This is a genomic window from Bacillus sp. URHA0034, from assembly GCF_056280405.1.
Window position 1 is genome coordinate 615,653 of the sequence record NZ_JBWCDK010000002.1, and the last position, 25,456, is coordinate 641,108.

Here is a 25,456-nt window from a genome sequence, read left to right on the forward strand (position 1 = left end):
AAAATGAGCATAAACATTAAAGTGGGTGCCCCCAAAAGTATATTTTGGGGGCACCCACTTTTTTATACATTAAACTAGTCTGTTGATTGCCGCTCCAGGCGTTTCGCTCTAATCAACAGAGTGTGAAAAAATTATACAACAACAACCTTTTGGGTCAGCCTCACAACATTCTATTTATTTAGTAAGTTGCTTAATAAGACTTGATGACGTCTAACTTGTTCTACACTGTCCACTTCCATAAAGTCTTGGATGTGACGGTTTCCTTCATATTCGCTGTCAATATATCCTTCATATCCAGCTTCTGTTAATACCTCGATAATCTCTTTATATGGAATACTAGGTTCCTCGTAGTTTTCTGTAATTTCATAAAATTTCCCATGGACATGCATGATATAAGGAATATAGTCTTTAAGGATTTTTGGATCGGTATAGACAAAGTGCATTGCTAGTTCTGCATATTCTACATCTTTTTTATTGGCATTCTTCATACTTTTTACAATTTCAAATGTCTCTTGTTTATCAAGACCATTGGCATAATTGTCACTGACCAATTGAACGATCTCTGGGGTAGCCCCATCACGGATATATCTTTGCTCCATAACTGGTAACATTCTCTTCACAAAGATGCCTAAGTCAGGCATAATCCCAAACCACTTGGTTCCACTCTTCATGATATATTCTAGTCTTTCTTCAAACCATGGTGTCCCAAAGGTGAAAGGAGCATGAACTTCAAGTGCAATTTTAACGTCATACTCTTCTGCATAAGGCAGACTATTCTGTACAACTTCCAACGGTGTGGAAACCAATGTTCTTAAAACCTTAAACCCTAGTTTATTAGCAAGCTTTAGATCTCTCACCATCATTTCCACATTTTCTTCTAGCGTTAACAAGCGATTAGGGAATAATTTGTTATCTAAGAACGCATCATAGGCAATCGGTTCGACTCCATATTCATCCATCCAGCCAAACCATTGGTCAACAAATTGATCCGTTACCTTAGGAAACCCTGTAAGCATTTGTTCTGGAAGTAATTCAATCCCTGTAGCACCAGCTTTGGCCGCCTCAGCGATACATTGTTCTAAAGTTAACTTTCTTGTAAAGTATTCTTCCTGGTAACTATATAATGAAACTCCGCGCTTAATGTTTGCTTGTTTGTTCATTTTTAAACCCTCCTTTTAACTAAGCTATAATTCTATCTTCTTCAAGTGTAATTTGTTTGATATCATTTCCAATATTAGGCCATGGCAGATAGGAAATTCGCAAATTAACAACAGCATGTACTTTATGCGTCCCTGCTTCTAAGCCACCTGGTTTTTTCACGAATAATGTTGCCTTTTCACCGAATTCCCAGCGATTATTGATAACGGTTGATAATTCGTGATATGGAAAGCTGCCGGTTTCTACTGAAAAAATCATATCGTCATGTACATAAGATTGATCATTTATCTCTAAATCAATACTATTAATTAATGACAAAGCAATACCACGATAATATGGAATCCGTAACTTTACTTCAAAGCCAACTACCTGTCCGTCTTCCACCACATTTCGAAAACCATCTTCGCAGACTAAGTACTGTTCAAACATGTATTTTCACTCCTTAATGATTCAAATTCGCTCTTAGAAAACGCTTATTATGTTGTGTTCTATTTAAAATATACCTCTTCAATATCATTAAAACTATTTTGTTTTCTCCCCATTCCATATACTTTTATATCCATTTTCCTTTTTAAAAGAATATATGTAATCATTTCAGATTAAAAATGTAATGCATTTTTTTAACCTATCCCCAAATGCGATTTAAATTAAATTTAACTTACATATATCAAAAAGGAAGGATTTTCACCTTCCTTTCCCAAATTTATACTTGAGCTGATATCTCTTTATTGCTCGATTGATTTAGTTTAATAGGTGCGGTTTCACTTATACCAAAAGTGAAAAGGAACCCAACAAAAGCAGCTGCTGCCGTAACCCATAATGGAGCCATAAGTCCAAATCGATCAGCTAGGATTCCTGACACAGTTGGCCCAAAACTACCGCCGATAATTTCACTAGTTAAAATAACAAAACTTATCGATGTTGCTGAAAATGCCCTTGAAACAGATTCAGCAGGAATAATATTCATAATTAATGGCTGGTAGCCATTTCCTAAAGAGAAAACAAGAATGGAGATGAGTAGGACTCCGAAGTTGTGGTAAGAAAGAGCTATTGAGATAGGAAGGAATATAGCTAATAAAGAGAATACTTTAATTGCAGGTAATCGACCAATACGGTCGGAAATAGCTGCACCCCCGAACTGTCCAATAAACATCATCAGACCCATGAGGCCTAATAACATACCAATTTGTGCTTCCCCATAATTAGTAGCTTCTGCATAAATGGTAGGTAAAAAAGCAGTAAGTGATAAAATATAAATCATATTACAAATACCAACAATTGTACTTAACCAAACATTTCTTGTCTTAAAAACACGAATGTAATCAGCTTTAGTTGGTTTAGACTTTATTGGTACCACATGAGGGGACATACTTGGCTTTGGCTCTTTTAAAAACTTCCATATGATCAGACCCATGAGGATTCCCGGGATCGCAATGATATAAAAGGAAGATCTCCAGCCAAAAGAAGCAGCAAGAGCAACGGTGAGAACAGGTGCTAATGTTCCTCCAATTAAGGAAGAAGAACTTTGCACGATTCCCATATTTAGACCTCTTCTTTTTTCCGAAGACTCCTGAATCACAATCGATTGAACCAGCGGCATTACCGGGCCTTCCGCCAATCCCATTATGCCCCTTACTAATAGTAATGTAGCAAATGAACCGACAATCCCTGATAGTAAGGTAGCAATGGAAAATAGAAACACAAAAATGACAAGCATCGGTTTCTTTTTACCTAAGAAGTCGGAAAGACTGGCAAAAATCAAAGTAGAAAGGCCAAAAAATAGTCCAGTGACAGACACAGTTATTCCTAGTTGTGTATTGGACAATCCCAACTCAGGAGCAATTTTCGGAAAAATGAACCCTAAACTTAACCGATCTAAGAATACAAGACCAACAACTAAAAACATGGTAATGACTAGGAAATTTTCATAACGAAAAAAACCTCTTTGTTTCTCCATCCAACTGCCCCCTTCAATCTTTTTACTTGATTGATATCAAATTAGAGACGCATATAATCTTGTATACGTCTCTACAGTGTGTTTACTTCTGATAAAAAAGGTTCATTCATTTTTGCAAGTGTTTCATAGACATACTTACCAACATTTACATTCTCATTCATCTGACCGCTCCAAGTGAGCAATTCCCATTCAACTAACTGGTCTGAATTCTCAACAATCAGTCTGCAGCGTTCATACCGTTTCTCCATAAAAATCTTAAACGTCTCTTCGACCCCAAGGTTAGATTTCAAAATATCAGCCAAAACAATGACATCTTCAATAGCGATCGAGGCACCTTGTCCAAGATGTGGAGCTGTACCATGAGCAGCATCACCGACAAGCAAAATATTTCCTTTATACCACGGTTTTGCCATCATATGCGTAAAGATTGGCCGATAAACTACCTGATCAGGGTCTGTTATTTGATTGGCCGCTTCTGCAATCGCACCACCGAATTCTGTCAGTCTTTCTTTTAGTAATACATGAAGCTGATCATTTGGAAAACGAGGATTACCTGGTTCATGAGTGGTTACAAGCAAATACATTTCATCTTCTGACATCGGAACCAAACCAGCTTTTGCTTTTTGCCCGTAATAGAACAGGCCCCGGTCCACTTCTTTCGGACGTGGTAGGGTGTAACGCCATACCCCTTGACCGCTATATTTTTGAACAATATCCCCGAATAATAATTTTCGAACCTTTGAGTTTGCTCCGTCCGCCCCAATGACCAAGTCATAAACTGCCGAAATCCCGTTACTTAACTCAACCTTTACACCATTTGAGATATTTTCCATTCTTTCGATGGTTGAACCCATATATATTTTGGTTCCAATTTTTTCAACAGCATCTAAAAGAAATTCATGTAGTTTTCTTCTTGAAATGCCGTTAACGCCCGGATATCCTTCAATAGTTGGCGAGTCTCCCTTAAACATAAAATGGCCTTGCCCTGTGTAATAATCGAAACCTGGATAGGAATACCCGTCCTTCATACATGCATCTGCTAAGCCAATTTCATTTAGAGCTCTAAGAGCATTAGGCGGCTGAATGATCCCAACACCGTATACATTCCATTCCAGTTCCTTCTCAACAATCTCTGCGTCAATCCCAATTTTATGAAGGGCAGCAGCTGCTGCTAAACCACTAATTCCACCGCCAACTATGAGTACCTTTTTAACAAATTGATTTGTCATTTGAAACACCCCTCATTCCCTATTAATCAATAATCGCAACAGCCCGAGTCCAGCCTGCACTGCCACCTCTTATTTTCACAGGAAAAACAGATACTTTAAATCCATACGCTGGTAACTGGTCTAAATTAGCTAGTTTTTCAATTTGACAGTACTCTTTTTCTTTTCCGGCAAAATGGGCCGCCCAAAGGACACCAGGACGTGGATTTTGTTTATAATCTTGTGCCTGAATGGTCAATGGCGTATCCCAGCCCCAACCGTCGGTTCCCATTACTTTAATACCTTGTTCGATCAGCCAGAGAGTTGCTTCTGCAGAAACTCCCACGTGGATTTCACTATAATTCGGCTGATATCTTTTCTTATCAGCATCACATCGTATCATAACAATATCAAACGGTTTTAACTGATAGTCAATTTCTAGTAGCTTTACTTGTATATCTTCAACTGTCAAAGAATAGCCTTCTGGTTTGTCAGTAAAATCAAGGACTACCCCATCGTTAAAAAACCATTCAAGCGGTAGTTCATCAATCGTCCGAGAAGGTTTTCCTTCAGATGTCGGCCAATAATGCCAAGGTGCATCGACATGTGTCCCGGCATGACTCGTTAGCGTAAGAAATTCTCCGGCAAGACCTTTTCGCTCAGGAAAATCCTCCGGTGTGACACCGACAAGCTTCGCTCCAAATTCTGCTCCTTCTTCATGTGTTTCAAAACGAATCGAAAACGGAAGAGGATCTTTTAAATCCTCTTCAATTGAAACACTTAGGTCAACAATTCTAGCCATAAAAGTTCCTCTCCGTTCATCGTTCTTATATGATTCTATTTTTCAATGAGCCTAGTCCTGTAATCTTTAATTCTACTTCATCCCCAGGCTCAAGGAAGCGGTGCACCTCGGAACCGAGTTCCATAATGCAGCCAAAGCCAACAGTTCCGGATCCGATAATATCGCCTGGAAATAAGGTGACTTCCTCTGAAGCGCGCTCGATCATGTCGTCAAATGTGTAATAAATATCCTTAAAGTTTCCCCGGGAAAGAACCTCCCCATTTACCGCGGCAGTCATTTCTAAATCGAATCCCCCGGCAGTTTTATATGGTTCTAATTCATCTTTTGTTAAAAGATAAGGACCTATCGATGTCGCAAAGTCCTTCCCTTTTGCCGGACCTAAAAGCACCTTCATTTCTTTCATTTGGATATCTCGAGCGGACCAATCATTTAAAATCGTATAGCCAAAAATATAGTCCTCTGCTTCTTCAGCTTTTATATTTGTTCCTTTTTTTCCAATAATACAAGCAAGCTCGAGTTCATAATCTAAGCGTATACATTTAGCTGGCCGTTTAACCTCATCCCCCGGTCCCTTCATAGCATGAGGGTTAGAAAAATAAAAGATCGGCATTTCATACCACTCTGGTGCCACCGTATCCCCTGAGCGCTTTGTTGCATTTTTGACATGGGTCTCAAAGGCAACAAAGTCTCTAAAAGTTACCGGATTTGGCAATGGAGCTGTTAACCGAATTTCCTCAAGCGAATAGAATGGAAGATTCGCTGAACCACTTAATCCCTCTATTATAGCCATATACTTTTCGTTATTTTTGATAAATTCTAACATACTATCGGGTAATTCACCTTTGGAGGCAATCTTCATATCGAACACTCTATTTCCATCCAGCCACCCCGAACGGATTTGTCCATCCGGATTTAAAAAGGTAACGAACTTCATGTCTCCACCTCCGTACTACTTCGCTAACTGTTCTTTTAACCAATCATACATCTCATAGGTTTCTGTGATATTATCAACTTGACAATGAGATGAACCTGGGCTGCTAGTCGGAATGATCTTTAACCAACGCGGGCAAGTAAGATCATTGTAAACATTGTAGGCATTTTCAACTGAATTCTGCCGATCGTCCTCACCATGGACAATATAGGTTGGCATTTGGATTTTTTCCGCCACACCACGTAAATTATAATGCTGAAGCTTTGCCCTTGCAGCAGGCATGTCTTCTACACCAAAGATATGCTGGAGAATCTTCGCTAAAGGATGATGATCCGGGCGTTTTGCCCAGACATCGTTGTAATCATAAACAGCCCCCCAGATCGCACAAGCTTTAAACCTTGGCTCGAAGGCTGCACATCTGGCTGCCATATAGCCGCCCATCGATACTGCCATTACTCCGATTCTTTCGGGATCCACATTTAAATTTTCAACTGCCCATTCGTATGCTGCTGTTCCGGCCGTATTATAATCATGACGCGAATGAATATGATGGATTCGTAACGCTCCGCCCTGACCAGGTCCATCTAGGGCAAGAAGCGATATGCCCCGTTCATTTAAAAACTGTGCAGGTCCATAATATAATTCCTCTGCGGTTGAATCCAAGCCGCCAAACATCACCATCAACGGTCCCTTACTTTGACCTGGTGCTTCAAAATAATAACCAGGCAGTACTGCATGCTCAAATGGAATATTTATTGCCTTTGGCGGTACAGCTAGCAGTTCTCCTCCTTTTCTGAATGATTCTACTCCTTTTAAGTAGGTTGGAAGTTTACGTTCATCATCCGGCTGCAAGAAAAATTCTGCCGTGCGAAAGTAGTTTGCTGCCCGTAAATAGCCGGACCGTGCTGTTTCTTTATATCCCTTGTCCATTGCATCATTTGCTTTAGTTAATGATTTATTTCCAAGTCTCATCCATTCGTGATGGAAACTCTCATAATCTCCTAACTTCATACGGCTGGCTGCATCCAAAATTTCATTTACCTCGCCGCCGCCAAAATAAGATTGGCTAATCATTCTCACAATTTGATAAGACCACATGTAATTTTCCGGAAAGAAATGCCACATTTCGATTTATCCTCCTGTTGTGCTTATTTTATTACTTTGCCAGATGCATCCCAAGGCATTTCGCGGCCCCAAGCATCGTTTGGATTTTCTGAAAGACTCCATCTGTACGGACCAAAATCCGGTGCAAACACCAGGTGTGCTCCTGCATATAATTCAAAACGGTTGCCGCCTGGCTCATCTACGTAAAAGAAGAATCCTTCAGCGAGAGCATGACGTGTCGGCCCGCCCATTGCTAATTCATAGCCGTTTTCTAGGATATGGTCGGCAGCTATTAAAACTTCCTCTCTACTTTCTACGGCATAACACACATGGTTAAACCCGCCTGGTTTGCCGCTATGACCTTTTAAGAAGGCAATATCATGGGAAAGGTTGGTGACTGATAACCAAGCACCAATTTCAGGACTTCCAGGTTCATCAGCATTTAAAAAAATCCCTTCGTTATAGCGGAAACCAATGTTTTGATAGAATTCGCGGTCTTTTGCTACATCATTACTAAAAAGGGTAATGTGATCAATTCGGCGAGGAGAAATACCGCGGCCTGGATTTTTTTGCGGACGGTTTTTCCATTTGCTGCGAAGCTGATCAGGTGCTTCAAATAATTCAACATCCCAGAAAATCTCTTCTAAGTGTCCATCTGGAGAAGTGAATTGATAGGCCCGGCCATGTCCAAGGTCCCCTTCAATCCAGCCAATCCCTTGTCCAAGTTTCTCAATATGGGCAGCTGCTTCTTCAAGTGCAGCCGGACTATCTGCTCGCCAGCCAATATGACCAAGACCAGGTTCATTGCCTTCCGTTATTTTCAAGCTGTGATGGTAATGCTCTCCCCATGCACGAAAGTAAACGGAATTACCTGTTCGGCCAGACTCTTCTAACCCAATAATATTTTTAAAGAAATGGGCTGATTCTTCTAGTTTCGGACTAATGATTTCAACGTGGGCCAGATGAGAAAAAAAGTGTGGATTTTTATACATGATCAATGCCTCCAAATTAAATAATCATAAACAAACCATCTGGATGAAAGCGGTTTATTTATGATTATTATAGCGAGATTCTGATTTGGAAACGTTCACTTTTTTATCAAAATTAATATCAATTTTTATCTTTTTCTGAAAATATCAAATACTTATACCATTTTTTCTTGTCGTCTTCCTCGGTGAAATCGTACCCTTCTATTCAAGTTAAAAAAATAAAAGGTACGAAAATGATTCCGCACCTTCTAAGATTATTATTGAAGTTAAACAGGAATAGAAATGGTAAAAGACGTCCCTTTACCAATTTCACTATCTACTACTATTTTTCCATTTACTTTATTAATGGTACTGTAAACAACAAGCATGCCAAGACCGGTTCCTTCTTTTTTGGTAGAATAATAGGGATTCCCTAATTGTAAAACCTGCTCTCTTGTCATTCCAATCCCATTATCCTTTATTATAATCACAATGTCTTTCTTTTGCTCGGAAACATCGATTATAAGAACCCCGCCTTTTTCTTTCATTGCTTCAATGCCGTTTTTATATAAGTTGATTAAACACTGCTGTATTTGGTTTTTATCATATTTAAAAGATAAAGAGTTTTTAAACGTATATTGAAGTTCGACTTGATGCATGTTGGCGTAGGGAGTAATAATGTTTTTTACATACTCCGTTTCTTCCTTTAGATTCGAAATAATCATATTCTCCGACTGCGGCTTTGCAAAAGCCAAAAAGTCACTTACAATATTTTCTGCTCGTTTTAACTCTAATAATGCATACTCAACATAAGTTTTTTCATCTACTGTTAGCGTTTTAGATTTATTTAACAGCTGTAAAAATCCATTTGTAACAGTAAGCGGATTTCTGATTTCATGCGAGACACTCGCTGATAAATCACTTAGGACATTAAGGCGCTCGGATTGTAAGAATGACTTTCGGGTATTCATATTATCAATGATTTTCTCTATCAATATCATAATAATAACCATGACTAATGTGTAAGTTGGTAAAGCATTAATCGTTAATATCCAAAATTCATTGTTTAAAGCAGGTAATTGGGCAGCGAGAGTAGTTAAATAGAACACCATGGTAAAAATGGATACCAAAACAGCACACAAGATACGTTTCCTAGCATTTTGCCCCAAAAACCATTTACTTAATAGAGGTATTAACATAAAAACAATAGTGGAGAAAAGAAAGGATTGCAGTGAGCCTGCCCCGCCAATTATGATTCGATAAATGTTTAACACCATATACAATGGAAGCGTATTTTTATATCCTCCGAATAGGGCAACGATAATAAATGGAACGAAGCGTAAATCAAAAATAAATCCAATTTCCAATTTAATTGGAAAGGCCATGCATAGCACCATTGAAATGGATGAGAGAAGGATAAGGATATTTTTATTGTATGTATGTAGCTTATTTTCAAAAAAAATCAGGAATAGTAAAACCGGGAAAAGTAAAAACAGAAAATTTAACAGTAACGCTTCGATCAAGATGAAACCCCTTCCATGCGATTGAAAACACAAATATAAAAGACTACTATAAATGTCCAGATTACTATTTTACTACATTTATGGATCCTCGTTCTATATCAATTATCACTTTTTTGAATGATTCTTATTTTCCATTAACAAAAAAGGGCAATCCCACCGCAGAGTAAGTAGTTCAGTTTTAAGGTAGAAAAATAAATTTTAACAGCATTTTTTAGTCCAATTCCAAGTTATGATTCAAATAAGGTGGATGATAAGTATTTTAACTACCGCTTGCTCTTAAAACATCAGATGGGCAAAAGTCTATGAAAATAGGGAGCTTTGAACAGTATGAGGGGAAATTATATCAGTTGTGTCCGAAGTCGAGGCACCTTCGGACAGCAGCTGGCTAAATTTCTTCCGTCCTGTCCGAAGTCGAGGCATCTTCGGACAGCAGTTGGCTGAATTTCTTCCGTCCTGTCCGAAGTCGAGACATCTTCGGACAGCAGTTGGCTAAATTTCTTCCGTCCTGTCCGAAGTCAGGAAATCTTCTTGAAAATAAGTTTTCCGACAGGCTATAAAAAATGCTTGGTTTCCCAAGCGTTTTTTTTGCTATTTCACCTGCTAAAATTTCGTGTAAAAGCAGTGTTAATCAGGTTGATCGTTGAGTTGTGCATTTTAACTTTCTACTCGATACCTGAACTACTTATTCGCATAAATTACACTTAATCTGTCGCTAATTTCATCGCATATTGGTAAATAAGTTGAAATGGAACCCCATGATCCCTTGCTGCCTTTGCTACATCTTCATATTCAGGAGCTTGGTGAAGCATTTTGTTTTCTCTGTATGCCTGCTTTACCCTGATGTGCCCATAAGGGGTTTCCACCTCAATAAATCTTCGATCAAGAATATCACGGCTCCACATACTTCTGCGTACACCAAGAGTAGTAGTTTCCTCCAACAAAACTTTCTCACAATGATCGGCTAATTCCAAGGAAACTAAAACTGTAACAAGGGTGCCGGGCCGATTTTTCTTCATGAAGACTGGCGTATAAAAAACGTCGAGTGCCCCAACTGCTAATAGTCGTTCCAATGTATAACCAAGCCCTTCCCCGGTCATATCATCAAGCTGGGCTTCAAGCACATAGATAGATTCCCGGCGTTTATGGGACTCATCTTTACTGTTCATAATGTCTGAAGCTGTAAGGAGTAAGGCCCTAAGTACATTCGGATGGTCAAAGTCATTTTCCCCAGCTCCATAACCAATCTCTTCCACAATATGTCCGCCGATAGGTATGAACTTTTTTACGAGTGCCCTTAATATCCCTGCCCCTGTCGGTGTAGTCAGTTCACCTTCAACGTTTAATTCTGCGAGGGGTATTCCTTTTAGCAACTCCATTGTAGCCGGAGCGGGAATTGGATAAAGTCCATGAGCCATCATCTTTTTTCCATAACCGGTTGGTACGGGAGATGCATAAATATCTTCGATTTCAAGGCTTTCGAGCGCCAAACATACTCCGATTGTATCTATAATCGAGTCCATTGCTCCCACCTGATGGAAATGAACCTCCTTAGGATCAATTCCATGTATTTTACCTTCAGCAATAGCAACACTTTGAAAAATGGCCAGACTGCGTTCTTTTACTCTTGTGGGAAGCGTGCTTTCCTCAATCAACGACAAAATCTCTTTCGCACTCCGATGTTCATGAAGATGTGCGTGGCCATGGTGATGGAGCCGATGATCATAATCATTATGTTGATGATGGTCTTCATGTTCTCCTGATGGAAAATGGATTTTCAATCTTTTTGCTGTTATACCGCATTTATTGACATTATGTACTTCGATTTCAAAGCGATCAATCGGTAATTTTCTCAACTGTTCTACTATGTAGGAGAGATCTGCTCCTAGATCAATCAGAGCAGCCAATGTCATGTCCCCTGCAATTCCGGAGATACAATCAAGATAGAGGTTTTTCAATTTTTTCGTTCCCCCAAATTTAATTTTGGCTCTGTTAAGTGGCTGTTGATTTCCGCTCCAGGCGCTCCTTTTCCGCGGGCGTGCCGTGGGAGCCTTCTCGGCTTTGAAAGCGCCTGTGGGGTCTCCCCTGCCCCGTACTCCCGCAGGAGTGGCGCGCCTTCCGCTCCAATCAACAGAGTATAAAAAACAACCATATCGTTTAACAGAACCTTAATTTAAAAAAGCCAATTATTAGGATTTCATTAGCTGTATGCCTATTAACATGAAAAAAGAAATCCCGACCAAACACATTACCCATAACCAAGCTAAATTCATATTCCCTGCATCCATTGCAACGTAGATCGCAGTTGAAACAGTTTGGGTTTTCCCTGGGATGTTTCCAGCAAACATTAAAGTCGCCCCAAACTCGCCTAATGCTCTTGCAAAACTTAGAATGGTACCTGAAATGATTGCTTTAAGTGCTAGAGGAATGGAAATGGTCAGAAATAATTGTAGTTCATTCGCCCCATCCACTCGAGCTGCATTCTCAATATCTTCCTCTATGGCTTCAAATCCTGCTTTTGCAGATTGATACATTAAGGGAAATGCAACAACTGTCGAAGCAATTACGGCAGCCCACCAAGTAAACATAACAGGCTGCCTGAAGATCCCTTCAATCACTTGTCCAATAACACTATTTCTTCCAAACAATACAATTAATAAGAAACCTACAACTGAAGGTGGTAAGACTAATGGTAGAAGGAATACCGTCTCAACTACAGCTTTCCCTTTGAATTTTGTCTTAGCCATCAGCTTTGCAAAAATTAACCCTAAGATTAATACACATACGCCAGAGACAGCAGCTACTTCAATGGAAAGTTTGACTGGTGACCAAAAATCCGTTGCCATAGTATGATTAATCTAATCCTTTAAATCCATAGTTGATAAAAGTCTTCAAAGACTTGTCAGTCTGCAGATAATCATAAAATAATTGTGCCTCTGATGGATGGGTACTGTTCTTAATTACACCAACAGAATAAACAATCGGTGCATGAGTTTTTTCATTCGCCGTAGCTGCAATCTTAACCTTTTTTGAACTCCAGGCATCTGTTTTATAAACAACACCTGCGTCAACATTTTGACTTTCTACATATGTAAGCACTTGACGAACATCCTTAGCATATACCACTTTTCCTTTGACTTGATTCCAAACATTTAAATCTTCTAATGTTTCCTTGGCATACTCTCCTGCTGGGACAGCCTCCGGAGTTCCAATCGATAGTTTATCTGATTTAATTATATCTTCAAAGGAATGGATTCCCTTATTTGAGTGATTTGGAACCACTAAGACAAGTTCATTTCCGAGTAAGTCTTTTCCTTTTGTTTTTTCAATTAATCCCTTTTTGACCAATTGATCGAATTTATCCTCCGCCGCGGAGAAGAAGAGATCCACCGGTGCTCCCTGTGAGATTTGTTGTTGAAGTGCCCCTGACGCCCCAAAGTTATAGTTTACGATCACATTTGGATGTGCTTTCTCGAACTCTGCCTTGATGTCGTTTAGGACATCTTGTAAACTAGCGGCTGCTGAAACCGTTATTTCTACTTTCTTTTCAGTAGATGTTTGTTTCTTTTCTTCCGGTCTATTAGGTTGTTCCTTAGATGAACATCCAGCAAATGCCAGTAAAAGCACGCTCAGCGTGAACAATAGCGGATATAGCTTTTTCAATCCTCTCTCCCCTTTAAACTAAATATCATCAATTATAACTCATTATAATTAGTAATAAATCCAAAGGATAGGATAATACTCACATTGTTCTATTTTAAACTTTTGGTTGCGCATCTATTTGTTTGAAAAAAATAGTGTTTTCCAATAAAAAAACACGATATCCTCTATATTCATATCGTGTGCCTATTTATTGATTTATTTAATCGGTTAAAGGACAAGCAAATATTGAATTTGACCGGGTGAAAGTGGTGTTATCGCCATAACGTGATAGCCAATACTTAGCAGCTGTGATAATGTTTCTGCACAATTTTGACGCGGCGGTTCGATTGGAGCATGAAAACTTTTATAAAGATCAATAAACTGATTATCCGTTGAACAGTGAAGCAAAACAACATGTCTTCCCGTCCACGCTTGACCAATTATTGGTTGAATTGGAATTCCCCTAATATTTCTCATCTTTTTACATCCTCACTCATTGATACCATTAGATTATGTATAAAATGAGTCCATTGTTCGCTTAGGAAATTCAATCTGAACAATATATTGGAACATATTGTTCATTAAAATAAAGAGCTTTCTATATTAGTATAGAGATATATATTTTTTATCTAATAGAGGAGGTTTTTATGCTTAAGAAAATATTTTCAACTATGTTGTCCTTCTCCCTTGTTCTTTCAGGAATTCTTACTGTTTCAATAATAGAACCAGAGGAAACAAAAGCATCCTCTTACAATAATTTGGCTGATCGTCCATTTATGGGGTGGAGCAGCTGGAGCTCCATCCGTAAAAAACCAACAGAAAAAACCATAAAAGCGGCAGCAGATATTATGGCGGAAAAATTTAAGATACACGGTTACGAATATGTAAACCTTGATGATTATTATCAGCTTGATTGGACTTCTAACGTGGACAAATATGGCAGGTGGGTAGTAGACCCTAAAAAATTCCCTAATGGTATGAAAGCGGTTGGGGATTATATCCACGAAAAAGGATTGAAGTTCGGATTGTATGTCACGCTTGGTATTCCAAAAGGGGCGTTGGATCAGAACACGCCTATTGAAGGAACACCCTACCATGCAAAAGATATTGTCGATCTTAGCAAAGGTCAGAAGGTAAGTTTTAATTTCGATAATATGTATGCGATCGATTATTCAAAGCCTGGGGCACAGGAGTATATCGATTCGTGGGCTAAACTATTTGCGTCCTACGGGGTGGATTACCTTAAAATTGATGGTGTCCGAAACGAGGATATTCCGGATATCGAGGCATGGGCAAAAGCATTGAACAAGACAGGAAGACCGATTCATCTTGAGTTATCCAATAACCTTGATATCGATCATGTATCTACTTGGCAGCAATTATCTAATGGCTGGCGGACGGACCATGATGTTGAAAGTTATGGAAAACCAACGCTTACCGATTGGGAACATGTTTTTAGAAGATTTAATCATGCGGCAAAGTGGCAGCCTCATGCTGAACCAGGCGGCTGGAATGACTTTGATTCACTCAATGTAGCAAACGGTAGTAAGGATGGTCTAACAGCTGATGAAAAACGTTCCTATGTATCACTTTGGGCCATTGCTGCTTCACATTTTGTTATTGGCAGCGATCTAACGAAACTAGATAACTATGGAATTAGCCTTCTGACGAATGACGAAGTAATTGGGGTTAACCAAAGTGGAGTTGCTGGGAAACGCTTATCCAAAACAACTACCTCTCAAGTTTTTTATCAAAGCTTGCCGGATGGTACGTACAACATCAGTCTTTTTAATACGGGTTTATCGCCCCAAAAAGTTTTCGTCAAATGGAAAGATTTAGGATTCAATGGTTCAGCATTGGTCCATGATCTGTGGAGCCATGAAGATCTGGGTAACAGGCGATCTGGGTTCACGGCTGCTCTATCTAGCCATGCATCTCAAATGATTCATTTAATCCCGGCTTCTACCCTTACCGTCTCCCCAAAAAGTGGTCAAACCGAGATTAACCCTTCAAGGGTAACATTAAGCTGGGGGGCAGAATCCGGAGTAGACAGCTATCATGTCCAGGTAGCGCAAGATCCTGACATGAAAGAGATTATTTTCGACCAAAACGTTCCTTCGGCCTCTTTGACCATTAAAAACCTTGAAAATGATACACGATACTATTGGAAATTGTCATCCGTTACAGGTGAAAGCGAGAAACTGAAAGGAATTTACTCCTTTTATACTAAAAGGACAACAGCTCCATCTGCGCCAGATTGGGTAATGGCAGATAAGAATAACAATCGAACAGTTACACTTACCTGGAATCCAACTGCTGGAGCAACTTCCTACACGGTATACCGTAAAAAGATAAATATACTAGGATTCAGCAGCTTCAAACCGATTGCAACAAATCTAACAAATCCGAACTATAAAGATAAATCTGCTATACATGATAGCCACTATTCATATGTCGTAACGGCAAAGAATACCATAGGTGAAAGTGGAGAGTCGATCGAGGTTCAAACAGATAAACACCAAGCAGCCTCTCAGTTGATCACTCTTTTATCCGCATTTCTGATGGTGGTTTCTTGTATTATTTTCATCAGGGTTACAAGAGACAAATCCAAAGCGAACTCGGTTGAAGGTCAGTTTAATAAAATAGCATAAATAAAATGCGAAAAGAGGGTCTGCCAAAGTAACGTATCTTTTGGTGTACCCTCTTTTTGTGAGCATTTTTAGGATTGAAATTTTTATTACACTTTCAGTAGTTCTTCACTTTTCAACTACTCAACTAATCCTGGAGTCTAGGTTTGGCAGGATCACAGTTTGGCGGGTCTAGACTAGCAGACTCTGCTAATTTCATCAAATAATAACATTCTTCACGGAACATATGATCCGCCATTAAGGGTGCGAAGGTCCCTAATGCCTGCTTCGTTAATTCAAGTTCTTCTAGTTCAGCTAAAAAGTTTTGAAATAACTTTATTTCTAACTGGCTGTCTACATTCATTTTTGATAAAGCTGGAAACGTAGTCAATCCTGTACGTAGATAACCGGCTAGCTCAACAGCTTTAAGATAAAAACCTTCAAAATCCTTCCTAAATAAATTACTTTTTTCTTTCAATTTCTTCTCAACACCATCTAAATTGGAGGAAATCGCCTCAGAATGACCTGCAGCATCTAACAACCATAAAAGATGATGGTGCAATTCATGGTAGACAGGAGGTAATTGGCCTTCCTTAAGGTGAGTTAAAATTCTTACATACTCCTCTAATTCATTAACCATATGATTGATAAAGGTCGGGGTTAGGTGGATTTTAATTTTACCAACAAGATGTTTGCTGATTAATTCTAATTTGAATTCTCGTAGATTTAAAACCGCTGATTCGGCATCAGTTGTGACTGATATCAAATCAGCGAATTTTGCACGATCCAGAAGTGTGTCAAAGACCCGAATAAAAGTTAAGGCTTTATTAATTTCCTCTTCTTGAACTGGTGCAAGAGCCTCATAAATAAACCGAGAATGATCACCAAGTATTTGCAGCCAAAAACGGTGTTCAAATCGCGCTGTCCTCTCAAAGACCTCATTCATATTTATTCCTCCTCGTATAAAACTCCCCCACTAATTTAAGATTTTATTCTCCTTATGAACATTTTATTAAAGAAAAAAGGCAACAACCGTCTGTCCTTTTTTTGAAGTACGAAAAAAAAGAAGAGCCCTTTACATGGGCCCTAAATAAAAGATTTATAAGTAGCTTTTTGCTTTAGTAGTCTTAATTTCTGGTTTTTGGTTAAGATTCTCCATAATCTCGCTTTGAATACCATAATATACCTCTCCTCTCAGGGATCATGTATTTTCATGTCATTTTATAACCTTAAGCATAGATTTAAGTGGTTGTGTATCTATTGTAGCAAACATATTTTGTAAAAGAAATTTCAAAAAGTCGACTATTTATAACTCAAAGTTACAAATTCCACGCTAGATCTTCTATATGCAAAGAAAGTATAGGAGAATCTTCGTAGAACTTTCGCTACTCTTGTCGAAATATGAATTAAAAATTTTGAATAAATATGTCAAGATTGTGAACTAATAAAAAAACTATTACTCAAAAAACTTATATAATTTCTTTTTCAAGAATATTGATTTTTTTTAAAATAAATTATATTATAAGTCTCGTTGATTTTCTTTCGACATATTTTGCACTACTTTCATTGTTTATATTTTCACAATATTTAAACAAGGGAGTTAAAAGAAGGGAAGTTTTTATGGAGATTTTCAGAAAAAAATCTATAGAGGATTTACTCAACCAAGCAGAAAAAAAAGAAGGGTCCTTAAAAAAGGAACTTGGCGCCTTTGATTTATCTATGCTCGGAATTGGAGCGATTGTCGGAACTGGGATTTTTGTTCTTACAGGTGTGGCAGCAGCCGAACATGCAGGCCCTGCCTTAATTCTGTCTTTTATTTTATCAGGGCTAGTATGTATATTCGCTGCACTATGTTATGCAGAATTCGCATCAACAGTTCCAGTATCGGGGAGTGCGTATACCTACAGTTACGCTACATTCGGAGAATTCATAGCCTGGATTTTAGGCTGGGATTTAATACTCGAATACGGGTTCGCCAGTGCCTCGGTGGCCAGCGGATGGTCTGGGTATTTCCAGGGGCTGATTGCAGGATTTGGCATAACCATTCCAAAAGCGATCTCTAGTGCCTTTAATCCGGCGGATGGAACCTATGTCGATGTGCCGGCTATTTTAATTACGTTTGTTATTACTTTGTTATTAACAAGAGGCGTTAAACATTCGGCACGTTTTAATGCCGCCATGGTCATCATTAAATTAGCAGTTGTGGTCATTTTTCTAGCTGTTGGAGCATGGTATGTGAAGCCAGCTAATTGGACACCTTTCATGCCATTTGGCTTTTCAGGAGTCGCTTCTGGTGCCGCGACGGCGTTCTATGCCTATATCGGGTTTGATGCTGTTTCAACCGCGGCTGAGGAGGTTAAAAACCCACAGCGGAACATGCCTATTGGGATCATCTCCTCTCTAATTGTTTGTACGATTTTATACGTAGCCGTGTCCGCTGTCTTAACCGGGATTGTTCCCTATCAATTGCTAGATGTAAAAAATCCTGTTTCATTTGCTTTAAACTATATTCACCAAGATTGGGCTGCGGGATTCATTTCCCTTGGGGCTATAGCTGGAATTACGACTGTTTTAACCGTGATGGTCTATGGACAAACTCGTTTATTTTATGCCATCAGCCGTGATGGCTTGCTTCCTAAAGTATTTTCAAAAGTAGATCAGAAAAAACAAACTCCAGTGGTGAATTCATGGATTACCTGTCTGCTTGTTTCTGTATTTTCTGGTTTGATTCCGCTTGGAAAGCTGGCAGAACTAACGAATATTGGCACTTTATTTGCGTTTATGTCTGTTTCAATTGGGATTCTATATTTGCGTAAAACACAAGGAGCACCAAAACGAGGCTTCCGAGTACCGCTCGTACCGTGGATCCCATTAATTGCTTTTTTATCATGTGGATACCTAGTTCTTCAGCTCCCTGGTATAACCTGGATTAGCTTTTTGGTTTGGCTTGTCATAGGCTTAGTGATTTATTTCAGTTATGGAAGGAAGCATTCCACGTTAAATAATCGAACAGCTTAACACAAACCTAGAGACCTTCTGTAAAAATTTTTTACTGGAGGTCTTTTTATGCCAGATCCCTGAGTTTTCCAATCTATTATAAGGTATAATGCTTATATAAAGTAATTCTAACTTAATTGGGACGCTATACTTAATGAGGTGTTTAGAAGTGATAACTGCAGATCAAATGCTTGTCAAAAAAATCAATCAAAGATTAATATTAAATGAAATTGTTGCCAATTCCCCTATTTCACGGGCAAAGTTATCTGAAACAACAGGTTTAAATAAATCGACTGTTTCATCGCAAGTGAATACCTTGATTGAAAAAAATCTCATTTTCGAAATTGGACAAGGACAATCAAGCGGCGGAAGAAAGCCTGTTATGCTGGTTTTCAACAAAAATGCTGGCTATTCTATTGGAATAGATATTGGTGTCGATTATCTCAATTGTATATTAACGGACTTAAAAGGAAATATCGTTCTTGAAGATTACCAGCAATTAGAAAGCCAGTCCTCTGAGGACATTCAGGATGTTCTTTTTTTAAAAATTAAAAACTTATTAGCTCAGATGCCGGAATCCCCATACGGGCTTATCGGCATTGGCTTATGTGTGCCGGGACTCGTAACTACAGAGCAAAAAGTTATCTTCACCCCTAACTTGGAATGGAATTATCAGCTTGACTTAAAACCTCTAATCGAACAGGAATTTAAAGTGCCTGTCTTTTTAGAGAATGAGGCAAATGCCGGGGCTTACGGTGAAAAAGAGTTTGGAGCTGCAAAAGATTACGAAAATCTTGTTTACGTAAGTGTTCATACTGGTATTGGAGTCGGCATTATTATTAATAATGAACTTTATCGTGGGGTCCGTGGTTTTGCCGGAGAAATGGGCCATTTAACAATTGACTTGAATGGACTTAAATGCAGTTGTGGAAATCGGGGCTGCTGGGAATTATATGCTTCCCAGGATGCTTTATTGAAATCATTATCGAAAAGTCACCAAGAGAAACTATCTAATCGGGATATCATTCATCTCGCTAACCAAAATAACCCAGACATTCTAATGGCACTACAAAAGTTTGGTTTTTACCTAGGGATTGGATTAACAAGTATACTAAATACCTTTAATCCCCAAGCCGTTATCATCCGAAATAATATCGTCGAGGCGTTGCCAATGGTGTTAAACTCGATCAAAAATTCGGTGGCATCGAGAACCTACCAACAACTTGAAAATAGTTATGAACTATTAATCTCATCCTTAGGAAAAAACGCCCCCGCCTTAGGGGCGAGCTCGATTGCAATTGAACACTTTTTAGAAACGTTTACCGCCTAAATGGTCGCATAAAACGCAAAGTAAGAATGTCTACTTTGCGTTTTTTATTATCCTGCTTCTTATACTCCACAAAATTAACCCACTTTTAGACTAATTCAATCTCGAAATTAGTCTAAACTAAAAAGGAAAAGGAATAGATTTCTCATCGTTACAAAAATAGAGCAATCATAAATTAAAATTAATAATGGGAAGAAGGTTGTGTCATGTCTTGGTTGGTATTTGCTATTTTATCTGCTGTTTCAGCTGCATTAGTTTCGATATTTGGTAAAATTGGGTTACAAAATATTGATGCCAATACAGCTACTGCGATTCGATCTGTTATCATGGCGCTCTTTTTAATCGGAGTTGTTAGTGTTCAGGGGAATTTGGGCAAAATCCCTGAGATTATCGGACAAAGGAAAGCCTTGTTGTTTATCGTCCTAAGTGGTTTGGCCGGTGCCACCTCCTGGTTGTTTTACTTTTTAGCCTTAAAAACTGGAAAAGTATCGCAGGTGGGTCCAATCGATAAACTAAGTGTCGTCATTGCGACCGTTTTAGCGATTATCTTTTTTGGAGAGAAACTTAGCCTTGTTAACGGAGTCGGGGTAGCATTAATAGCCATTGGAGTCATTTTAACTGCGCTTCAATAGCGTTAAAATCCAAAAAATAATCCTATAGAAAAATGCTTGTTTAATTAAAACCACTAGTGAACGCTCACTTTGTGGTTTTATTTTTTTATGTCTAGTTATATTTGGGCTTTTGCCGTCTCTTTAGACATGTTAGATAAATATCATATCAGAAAGGTCAGTTAATCTTGACTATTTAAATCAACATTCAGAAGAATTTGAGGAGGATTTATAGATGGATCTGCTCGCTTGTATTCATCAACAATTAGGTAAGTTAACAAATCCAACACTTAAGGAATTAGCAAATGCTTTAAAAAGGATTCCAAATATTTGTGATTTAGTCCAACCTTTTATCACTGACCCAGACCAATTTTCATATGGGAGGAATGTGATTTACTTAAACGAACATTTAGAAGTGATCGTAATAAACCTCCCTCCACATGTAGAAACCGCCATCCATGATCATGGTGAATCTCTCGGATGTGCAATGGTATTGGAGGGAAAATTACTCAATTCCATCTATCAAACCAATGAAAATCAGATTGAACGAGCGACTGCCTATTTTATTAATCAAGGAAATTGCCTTTATTCCCCTAAGGGGCTGATCCATAAAATGAGTAATCTGCAAGATGAACGGATGATTTCGCTTCATGTTTACTCCCCGCCCCTTTTAAATATGTCTAATTATCAGGTAGAACAGCGAGAGAACGAACTCTTAACTGTTATGTATGAAATAGAACCTTAATAAGGAGGGCTTATTACGGTGGAAGTTGTCATATACAGAAACATAAAAGGGAGTATCGAAGCGATCGACCTAAAATGGTGGAAATCATATGCCAATAAATTTGGGCTAAACATTCATGAACACTTGACAATCAATACTGTTACCATAACAGTTTACCTTAAAGAGAAATCGGCAAGTTTTTTAATTTACCGTTCCGGTTCTCATTATCAGTTGAGTCTTGATTATTTTCGTCTAGAATTTTCAGACTTACCACTGGCTAACTTCATTGATCTACTCATTTATGACAAGCGGCTTTCTGGAGAAAAGCATATTATAAAAACTGGATCGTTCACTGAATTTACTTATTTTCATGAAGGAAAAGTAGTCGATTCAGATAAAAATATATCCCCATTCCATTTTGACTTATTTCTATTAAGAGAAGCTATTTTTGGTCATGTTCATTTAGCACTGGATGAATTAATTCAAGCTCAGCGTCTAGGTGATACTGAAAAGGTGAATAAAATCAAACAGACTTTGAACCGGTATCAAAAACAAATTGCTAATCTTAATGAACAACTTAACCTATAACCAGAGCTTATTAAACTACTTTTTTAGGAAATAAAGAATACACCCTCATTTAAAAACATCATCTTATGGAATATTAAGTTATAAACGCAAATATATATCAAAGGGTAGATAAAGAAGCATATGCCGACTTTACAAAAAGAGGCGTTAATAGTGAGCTAATCATAATTAACGCTGATTCTGTAGGCATATGCTTTTTATATTGTCTACCTATTGAACCTAAATTTTTTGGAGGTTGATTTAATGACAAATGTTAGTTATGCAATCGGAAGCCAATTGGACGTATGCTTACAAGACTGCATCGATGCATGTAACCGATGTATTCAGGCATGTAATGAGTGTTTTGATGTATGTTGTTCTTCAGCACAATCGCCAGAGTATGCTGCTTGCCTGAAAATACTTCGTGACTGTTCAGATGTTTGTGCATTGGCTTGCCAATTGATTGCAAGAAATAGCGTCAACGCTCGTTTCTTGTCCAGTATTTGTGCTAACATTTGTGATGCGTGTGCGAAAGCATGTGAAAAATGCGAGGATGCTTGCTGTAAAAAATGTGCAGAAATTTGCAGACAGTGTGCAGATGCTTGCCGTGAAGCCTGCTGCTGCTAAAAGAACAAAAGGTAGACTATAAAAAACTTTCATTCTACATGAGAGGGTACATCCTTGTACCCTCTTTTAAAGATGGATAATAACTATCTTATGAACCGTTTGAATAAGATATTCTCCCTTCTTATATAGTAAACAGTGTGGTTTTAATACTATTCAGTGAAGAATTTAATCTATTTTGTGCATCCACATCTAATTCAAAACGATTATCTTCTAATTTTTTTATTTGACTATCTAAAATAAAGGCTCCTTTTAAAATATGGGTTGCTCCTAAAGCTGTTAAGACAGGCTTTAAGGCATAATCAATCATTAATAAGTGCCCAAAAGTGCCGCCGACAGCAATTGGTAAAATGGTTTTCCCCTCTAGACCACTTTGTGGCAGAAGATCTAGGTATGTTTTCAAAACACCAGAGAATGAAGCTTTGTAGACCGGTGTTAAAATGACGATAATATTCGCATCCTCCACTTTTTTATTTGCCGCTATTATTTCTTCATGATCAAACTTTGCTTGAATCAAAGCATTTGATGGTAGTTGGCGGACATTTATAATTTCAGGTTCAATCCCAATTCCACTAAAATGATTTAATACCTCGTGCAGAACTCCATTTAGTCTCGTTACCTCTGTAGGACTTCCAGAAATGATCGTTACTTTGCTCATCGTTTATCGCCCTTTCTTCTATTATACTTCTGAATGATTTTCTATTTTGATTTCTTATTTATGATTTTTATGGAACCTAAATTACAATGCGGATGTTGAATCGATTTGAATGCTTTATACTCATTTTCTAATTCCGTTAGTGATAATTCAAATAGATGTTTATCTTCTTTCTTATATACATTAAAGGCAATTAGTTTTTCGATTAACTTTTTGCGTTTATTTTCAACAGCGTCCCGAAGAATATTCCCCATCCGAATCACTCCTATTTAGAAATTAGGTATAAATGAAACGTTTTTCGTTTGGATCATACACTTTAAAAGATATTTTCTAGCAAATTCAGCGATCTAATAATTCTCTTGTACTTCCAAATAAGAAATAAGCCGCTTTTAAAAGTGCTGATTCATCCACCGTAAATTCAGGATGGTGCCAATCCTCGTTCCCATTGGTACCAAAAAAAGCGAAGAACCCTGGAATCTGATGAAGATAATAAGAAAAATCTTCTCCGGCTGTCGATGGTTCTGGATGGATGATGTCCAAGGATTGTTGTTTTGCAGCTCTTTCCACTATATCTGTTACCGATTTATGATTTATTAGTGGCGGCGGACCTGGGAACCAATTAATCTCCACTTCTTGTGAGAAAGCAGCAGCAATTGAATGTACAATCGTGTGAAACCTTGTTTTCACTTCTTCTCGTACAATCGAATCAAAGGTTCGAACCGTCCCTTCCAAACTAACATTACCCGGAATTACATTCCACGTGCTCCCTCCTATAATCTTTGTCACACTCACGACAGCACTATGGAGAGGGGACACATTCCGGCTGACAATCGTTTGTAGAGCTGTGATCAGCTGTCCGGCAGCTGCAATGGGATCATTTCCATTTTGCGGGAGGGCGGCATGACTCCCTTTCCCATGAAGAACGATATGAAAACGGTCAACTGCCGCCATTAGCGGTCCTTCTTTTATTCCTATCGTACCAACAGCTAAATCTGGTTTATTATGCAGTCCAATAATCGCTTCGACATCATCTAATTGCCCATCCTTAATCACATGCCTGGCCCCTCCACCTAGCTCCTCGGCTGGTTGAAAAATTAAACGGACAGAGCCATTTAACTTTGACTGATTCTCCTTTAATAGATAAGCAGCACCAATAAGGGCAGCTGTATGGAAATCATGACCACAAGCATGCATGACCCCTTTATTTTTAGAAGCATAAGGCAGTCCTGTTTTTTCTTCAATTGGCAGTGCGTCAATATCTGCCCGGATTGCCACAGTGGGACCTGGTTTTCCTCCTTTTATGTCGGCAAAAACACCTGTCTTCATGTCCGTTTCTCGAATCGAAATATTTAAGTCCCGAAGCCATTGTTGAATCGATTTAGTTGTTTCAAATTCTTGGTTCGATAATTCAGGGTATTGATGTAAATGACGTCGAATTGATAGTAAGAATGTCTCTAATTCCTGTTGATTCATAGTAACGTCCTTTCTTATAAATCATATCGATAGCATTTTACTAAAATATCATTGTTATAAAATTCTTTTGTATGATCACGTTTAAAACCGAACCATTCATACAGCCGGATTGCGTTTTTCATTTTATCACCTGTGTGCAGGTACAACTGGTTTGCTCCTTGGGACTTTGCAAACTGAAGACCAGCATTAATTAATGCTTGTGCTATGCCTTGTCCTCGTGCTTCCGGGTGAACAGCTAATAATCGAATAATTGGTGAGAAAATCTGTAATTCTGGTCTTTGATAGGCCTTATCTGATGAAAGAAATAACTGTAAGGTCCCAAGAATTTGATTCTCATTTTTGGCAATCAAGATTTTTTCTACGTCTGGATTATCAACGGATGCCTTTATATTAGTTAAGTACTCCTCCCAAACTTGAGCAGAATTATACTCATGTTGGTACTGTTGATAACTCTCCACTAATAATTGTCGAACGGTCTCTTTTTCTACTTCTTTTAATTCATCTATCATAATTTGATTAATCGCCATAGATATCACCCTTTCACAAAATAAATCTGCCTTTTTATTGACC

At 38.4% G+C, this 25,456-nt stretch carries 26 protein-coding genes; 8 read left to right on the forward strand and 18 right to left on the reverse strand.

The genetic code is table 11. The annotated features are described in order from the left end of the window. Positions 1-170: 170 nt before the first annotated feature. From ACZ9EE_RS05215 to ACZ9EE_RS05255, 9 genes are all read right to left on the reverse strand, one after another. Positions 171-1,160 (reverse strand): sugar phosphate isomerase/epimerase family protein, encoded by a 990-nt coding sequence (locus ACZ9EE_RS05215; RefSeq protein ID WP_476025606.1) that lies wholly within the window; start codon positions 1,158-1,160, stop codon positions 171-173. A 19-nt stretch (positions 1,161-1,179) separates the two neighbouring features. Beyond that, positions 1,180-1,587 (reverse strand): C-glycoside deglycosidase beta subunit domain-containing protein, encoded by a 408-nt coding sequence (locus ACZ9EE_RS05220; protein ID WP_476025607.1) that lies wholly within the window; start codon positions 1,585-1,587, stop codon positions 1,180-1,182. Between the two features lie 274 nt (positions 1,588-1,861). Further along, complete coding sequence (locus ACZ9EE_RS05225; RefSeq protein ID WP_476025608.1) at positions 1,862-3,115, reverse strand: MFS transporter; 1,254 nt, start codon at positions 3,113-3,115, stop codon at positions 1,862-1,864. A 71-nt stretch (positions 3,116-3,186) separates the two neighbouring features. Further along, the gene (locus tag ACZ9EE_RS05230; protein ID WP_476025609.1) at positions 3,187-4,344 is read right to left on the reverse strand and encodes an FAD-dependent oxidoreductase; all 1,158 of its coding nucleotides are present in this window, start codon (positions 4,342-4,344) and stop codon (positions 3,187-3,189) included. 22 nt (positions 4,345-4,366) lie between these two features. Beyond that, positions 4,367-5,122, reverse strand: a complete 756-nt coding sequence (locus ACZ9EE_RS05235; protein WP_476025610.1) for a cyclase family protein — start codon at positions 5,120-5,122, stop codon at positions 4,367-4,369. A 25-nt stretch (positions 5,123-5,147) separates the two neighbouring features. After that, on the reverse strand, positions 5,148-6,056 hold the full coding sequence (locus ACZ9EE_RS05240) for a fumarylacetoacetate hydrolase family protein (protein ID WP_476025611.1): 909 nt from the start codon (positions 6,054-6,056) through the stop codon (positions 5,148-5,150). A 15-nt stretch (positions 6,057-6,071) separates the two neighbouring features. Then, positions 6,072-7,178, reverse strand: coding sequence for an alpha/beta hydrolase family protein (locus ACZ9EE_RS05245; protein WP_476025612.1), 1,107 nt, complete (start codon positions 7,176-7,178; stop codon positions 6,072-6,074). 23 nt (positions 7,179-7,201) lie between these two features. Continuing rightward, the gene (locus ACZ9EE_RS05250; protein ID WP_476025613.1) at positions 7,202-8,149 is read right to left on the reverse strand and encodes a VOC family protein; all 948 of its coding nucleotides are present in this window, start codon (positions 8,147-8,149) and stop codon (positions 7,202-7,204) included. A gap of 263 nt (positions 8,150-8,412) precedes the next feature. Continuing rightward, on the reverse strand, positions 8,413-9,648 hold the full coding sequence (locus ACZ9EE_RS05255; protein WP_476025614.1) for an ATP-binding protein: 1,236 nt from the start codon (positions 9,646-9,648) through the stop codon (positions 8,413-8,415). Between the two features lie 349 nt (positions 9,649-9,997). On the opposite strand from ACZ9EE_RS05255, the gene ACZ9EE_RS05260 reads away from it, so the two are divergent. Beyond that, positions 9,998-10,141, forward strand: a complete 144-nt coding sequence (locus ACZ9EE_RS05260) for a hypothetical protein (RefSeq protein WP_476025615.1) — start codon at positions 9,998-10,000, stop codon at positions 10,139-10,141. Positions 10,142-10,349: 208 nt separating this feature from the next. Here the strand turns inward: ACZ9EE_RS05260 and larC are convergent, their stop codons facing one another. The 4 genes from larC to ACZ9EE_RS05280 all read right to left on the reverse strand — a co-directional run bounded on the left by larC (position 10,350) and on the right by ACZ9EE_RS05280 (position 13,764). Further along, positions 10,350-11,603: a nickel pincer cofactor biosynthesis protein LarC gene (gene larC, locus ACZ9EE_RS05265; protein ID WP_476025616.1), complete on the reverse strand. Its 1,254-nt coding sequence runs from the start codon at positions 11,601-11,603 to the stop codon at positions 10,350-10,352. A 231-nt stretch (positions 11,604-11,834) separates the two neighbouring features. Then, on the reverse strand, positions 11,835-12,491 hold the full coding sequence (gene modB / locus ACZ9EE_RS05270) for a molybdate ABC transporter permease subunit (protein WP_476025617.1): 657 nt from the start codon (positions 12,489-12,491) through the stop codon (positions 11,835-11,837). A 7-nt stretch (positions 12,492-12,498) separates the two neighbouring features. Then, complete coding sequence (modA, locus tag ACZ9EE_RS05275) at positions 12,499-13,308, reverse strand: molybdate ABC transporter substrate-binding protein (protein ID WP_476025618.1); 810 nt, start codon at positions 13,306-13,308, stop codon at positions 12,499-12,501. A 207-nt stretch (positions 13,309-13,515) separates the two neighbouring features. Next, positions 13,516-13,764, reverse strand: coding sequence for a hypothetical protein (locus tag ACZ9EE_RS05280; protein ID WP_476025619.1), 249 nt, complete (start codon positions 13,762-13,764; stop codon positions 13,516-13,518). 170 nt (positions 13,765-13,934) lie between these two features. On the opposite strand from ACZ9EE_RS05280, the gene ACZ9EE_RS05285 reads away from it, so the two are divergent. Next, positions 13,935-15,938, forward strand: a complete 2,004-nt coding sequence (locus tag ACZ9EE_RS05285; RefSeq protein ID WP_476025620.1) for a fibronectin type III domain-containing protein — start codon at positions 13,935-13,937, stop codon at positions 15,936-15,938. 124 nt (positions 15,939-16,062) lie between these two features. Here ACZ9EE_RS05285 and ACZ9EE_RS05290 read toward each other — a convergent pair whose 3' ends face one another. Further along, on the reverse strand, positions 16,063-16,860 hold the full coding sequence (locus ACZ9EE_RS05290) for a DUF2935 domain-containing protein (RefSeq protein ID WP_476025621.1): 798 nt from the start codon (positions 16,858-16,860) through the stop codon (positions 16,063-16,065). 674 nt (positions 16,861-17,534) lie between these two features. Between ACZ9EE_RS05290 and ACZ9EE_RS05295 the strand changes: the two genes are divergently transcribed. From ACZ9EE_RS05295 to ACZ9EE_RS05320, 6 genes are all read left to right on the forward strand, one after another. Then, positions 17,535-18,932, forward strand: a complete 1,398-nt coding sequence (locus ACZ9EE_RS05295; RefSeq protein ID WP_476025622.1) for an amino acid permease — start codon at positions 17,535-17,537, stop codon at positions 18,930-18,932. Positions 18,933-19,065: 133 nt separating this feature from the next. Continuing rightward, positions 19,066-20,241, forward strand: a complete 1,176-nt coding sequence (locus tag ACZ9EE_RS05300; protein WP_476025623.1) for an ROK family protein — start codon at positions 19,066-19,068, stop codon at positions 20,239-20,241. A 203-nt stretch (positions 20,242-20,444) separates the two neighbouring features. Continuing rightward, positions 20,445-20,870, forward strand: coding sequence for an EamA family transporter (locus ACZ9EE_RS05305; protein ID WP_476025624.1), 426 nt, complete (start codon positions 20,445-20,447; stop codon positions 20,868-20,870). Positions 20,871-21,081: 211 nt separating this feature from the next. After that, complete coding sequence (locus tag ACZ9EE_RS05310; protein ID WP_476025625.1) at positions 21,082-21,591, forward strand: cysteine dioxygenase; 510 nt, start codon at positions 21,082-21,084, stop codon at positions 21,589-21,591. 18 nt (positions 21,592-21,609) lie between these two features. Continuing rightward, the gene (locus ACZ9EE_RS05315) at positions 21,610-22,158 is read left to right on the forward strand and encodes a hypothetical protein (RefSeq protein ID WP_476025626.1); all 549 of its coding nucleotides are present in this window, start codon (positions 21,610-21,612) and stop codon (positions 22,156-22,158) included. A gap of 240 nt (positions 22,159-22,398) precedes the next feature. Beyond that, positions 22,399-22,761 carry a four-helix bundle copper-binding protein gene (locus ACZ9EE_RS05320; RefSeq protein ID WP_476025627.1) on the forward strand — a complete coding sequence of 121 codons (363 nt, stop codon included), beginning with the start codon at positions 22,399-22,401 and terminating at the stop codon, positions 22,759-22,761. 121 nt (positions 22,762-22,882) lie between these two features. Here ACZ9EE_RS05320 and ssuE read toward each other — a convergent pair whose 3' ends face one another. The 4 genes from ssuE to ACZ9EE_RS05340 form a co-directional block, all read right to left on the reverse strand. After that, the gene (gene ssuE / locus ACZ9EE_RS05325; protein WP_476025628.1) at positions 22,883-23,416 is read right to left on the reverse strand and encodes an NADPH-dependent FMN reductase; all 534 of its coding nucleotides are present in this window, start codon (positions 23,414-23,416) and stop codon (positions 22,883-22,885) included. Between the two features lie 41 nt (positions 23,417-23,457). Continuing rightward, positions 23,458-23,667 (reverse strand): Fur-regulated basic protein FbpA, encoded by a 210-nt coding sequence (locus ACZ9EE_RS05330; protein ID WP_476025629.1) that lies wholly within the window; start codon positions 23,665-23,667, stop codon positions 23,458-23,460. A gap of 85 nt (positions 23,668-23,752) precedes the next feature. Beyond that, entirely contained in the window at positions 23,753-24,886 is a 1,134-nt protein-coding gene (locus ACZ9EE_RS05335) for an amidohydrolase (RefSeq protein WP_476025630.1), read from the reverse strand. 14 nt (positions 24,887-24,900) lie between these two features. Then, a complete protein-coding gene (locus ACZ9EE_RS05340; RefSeq protein ID WP_476032859.1) occupies positions 24,901-25,413 on the reverse strand; it encodes a GNAT family N-acetyltransferase in 513 nt (170 codons plus the stop codon). Positions 25,414-25,456: the final 43 nt, after the last annotated feature.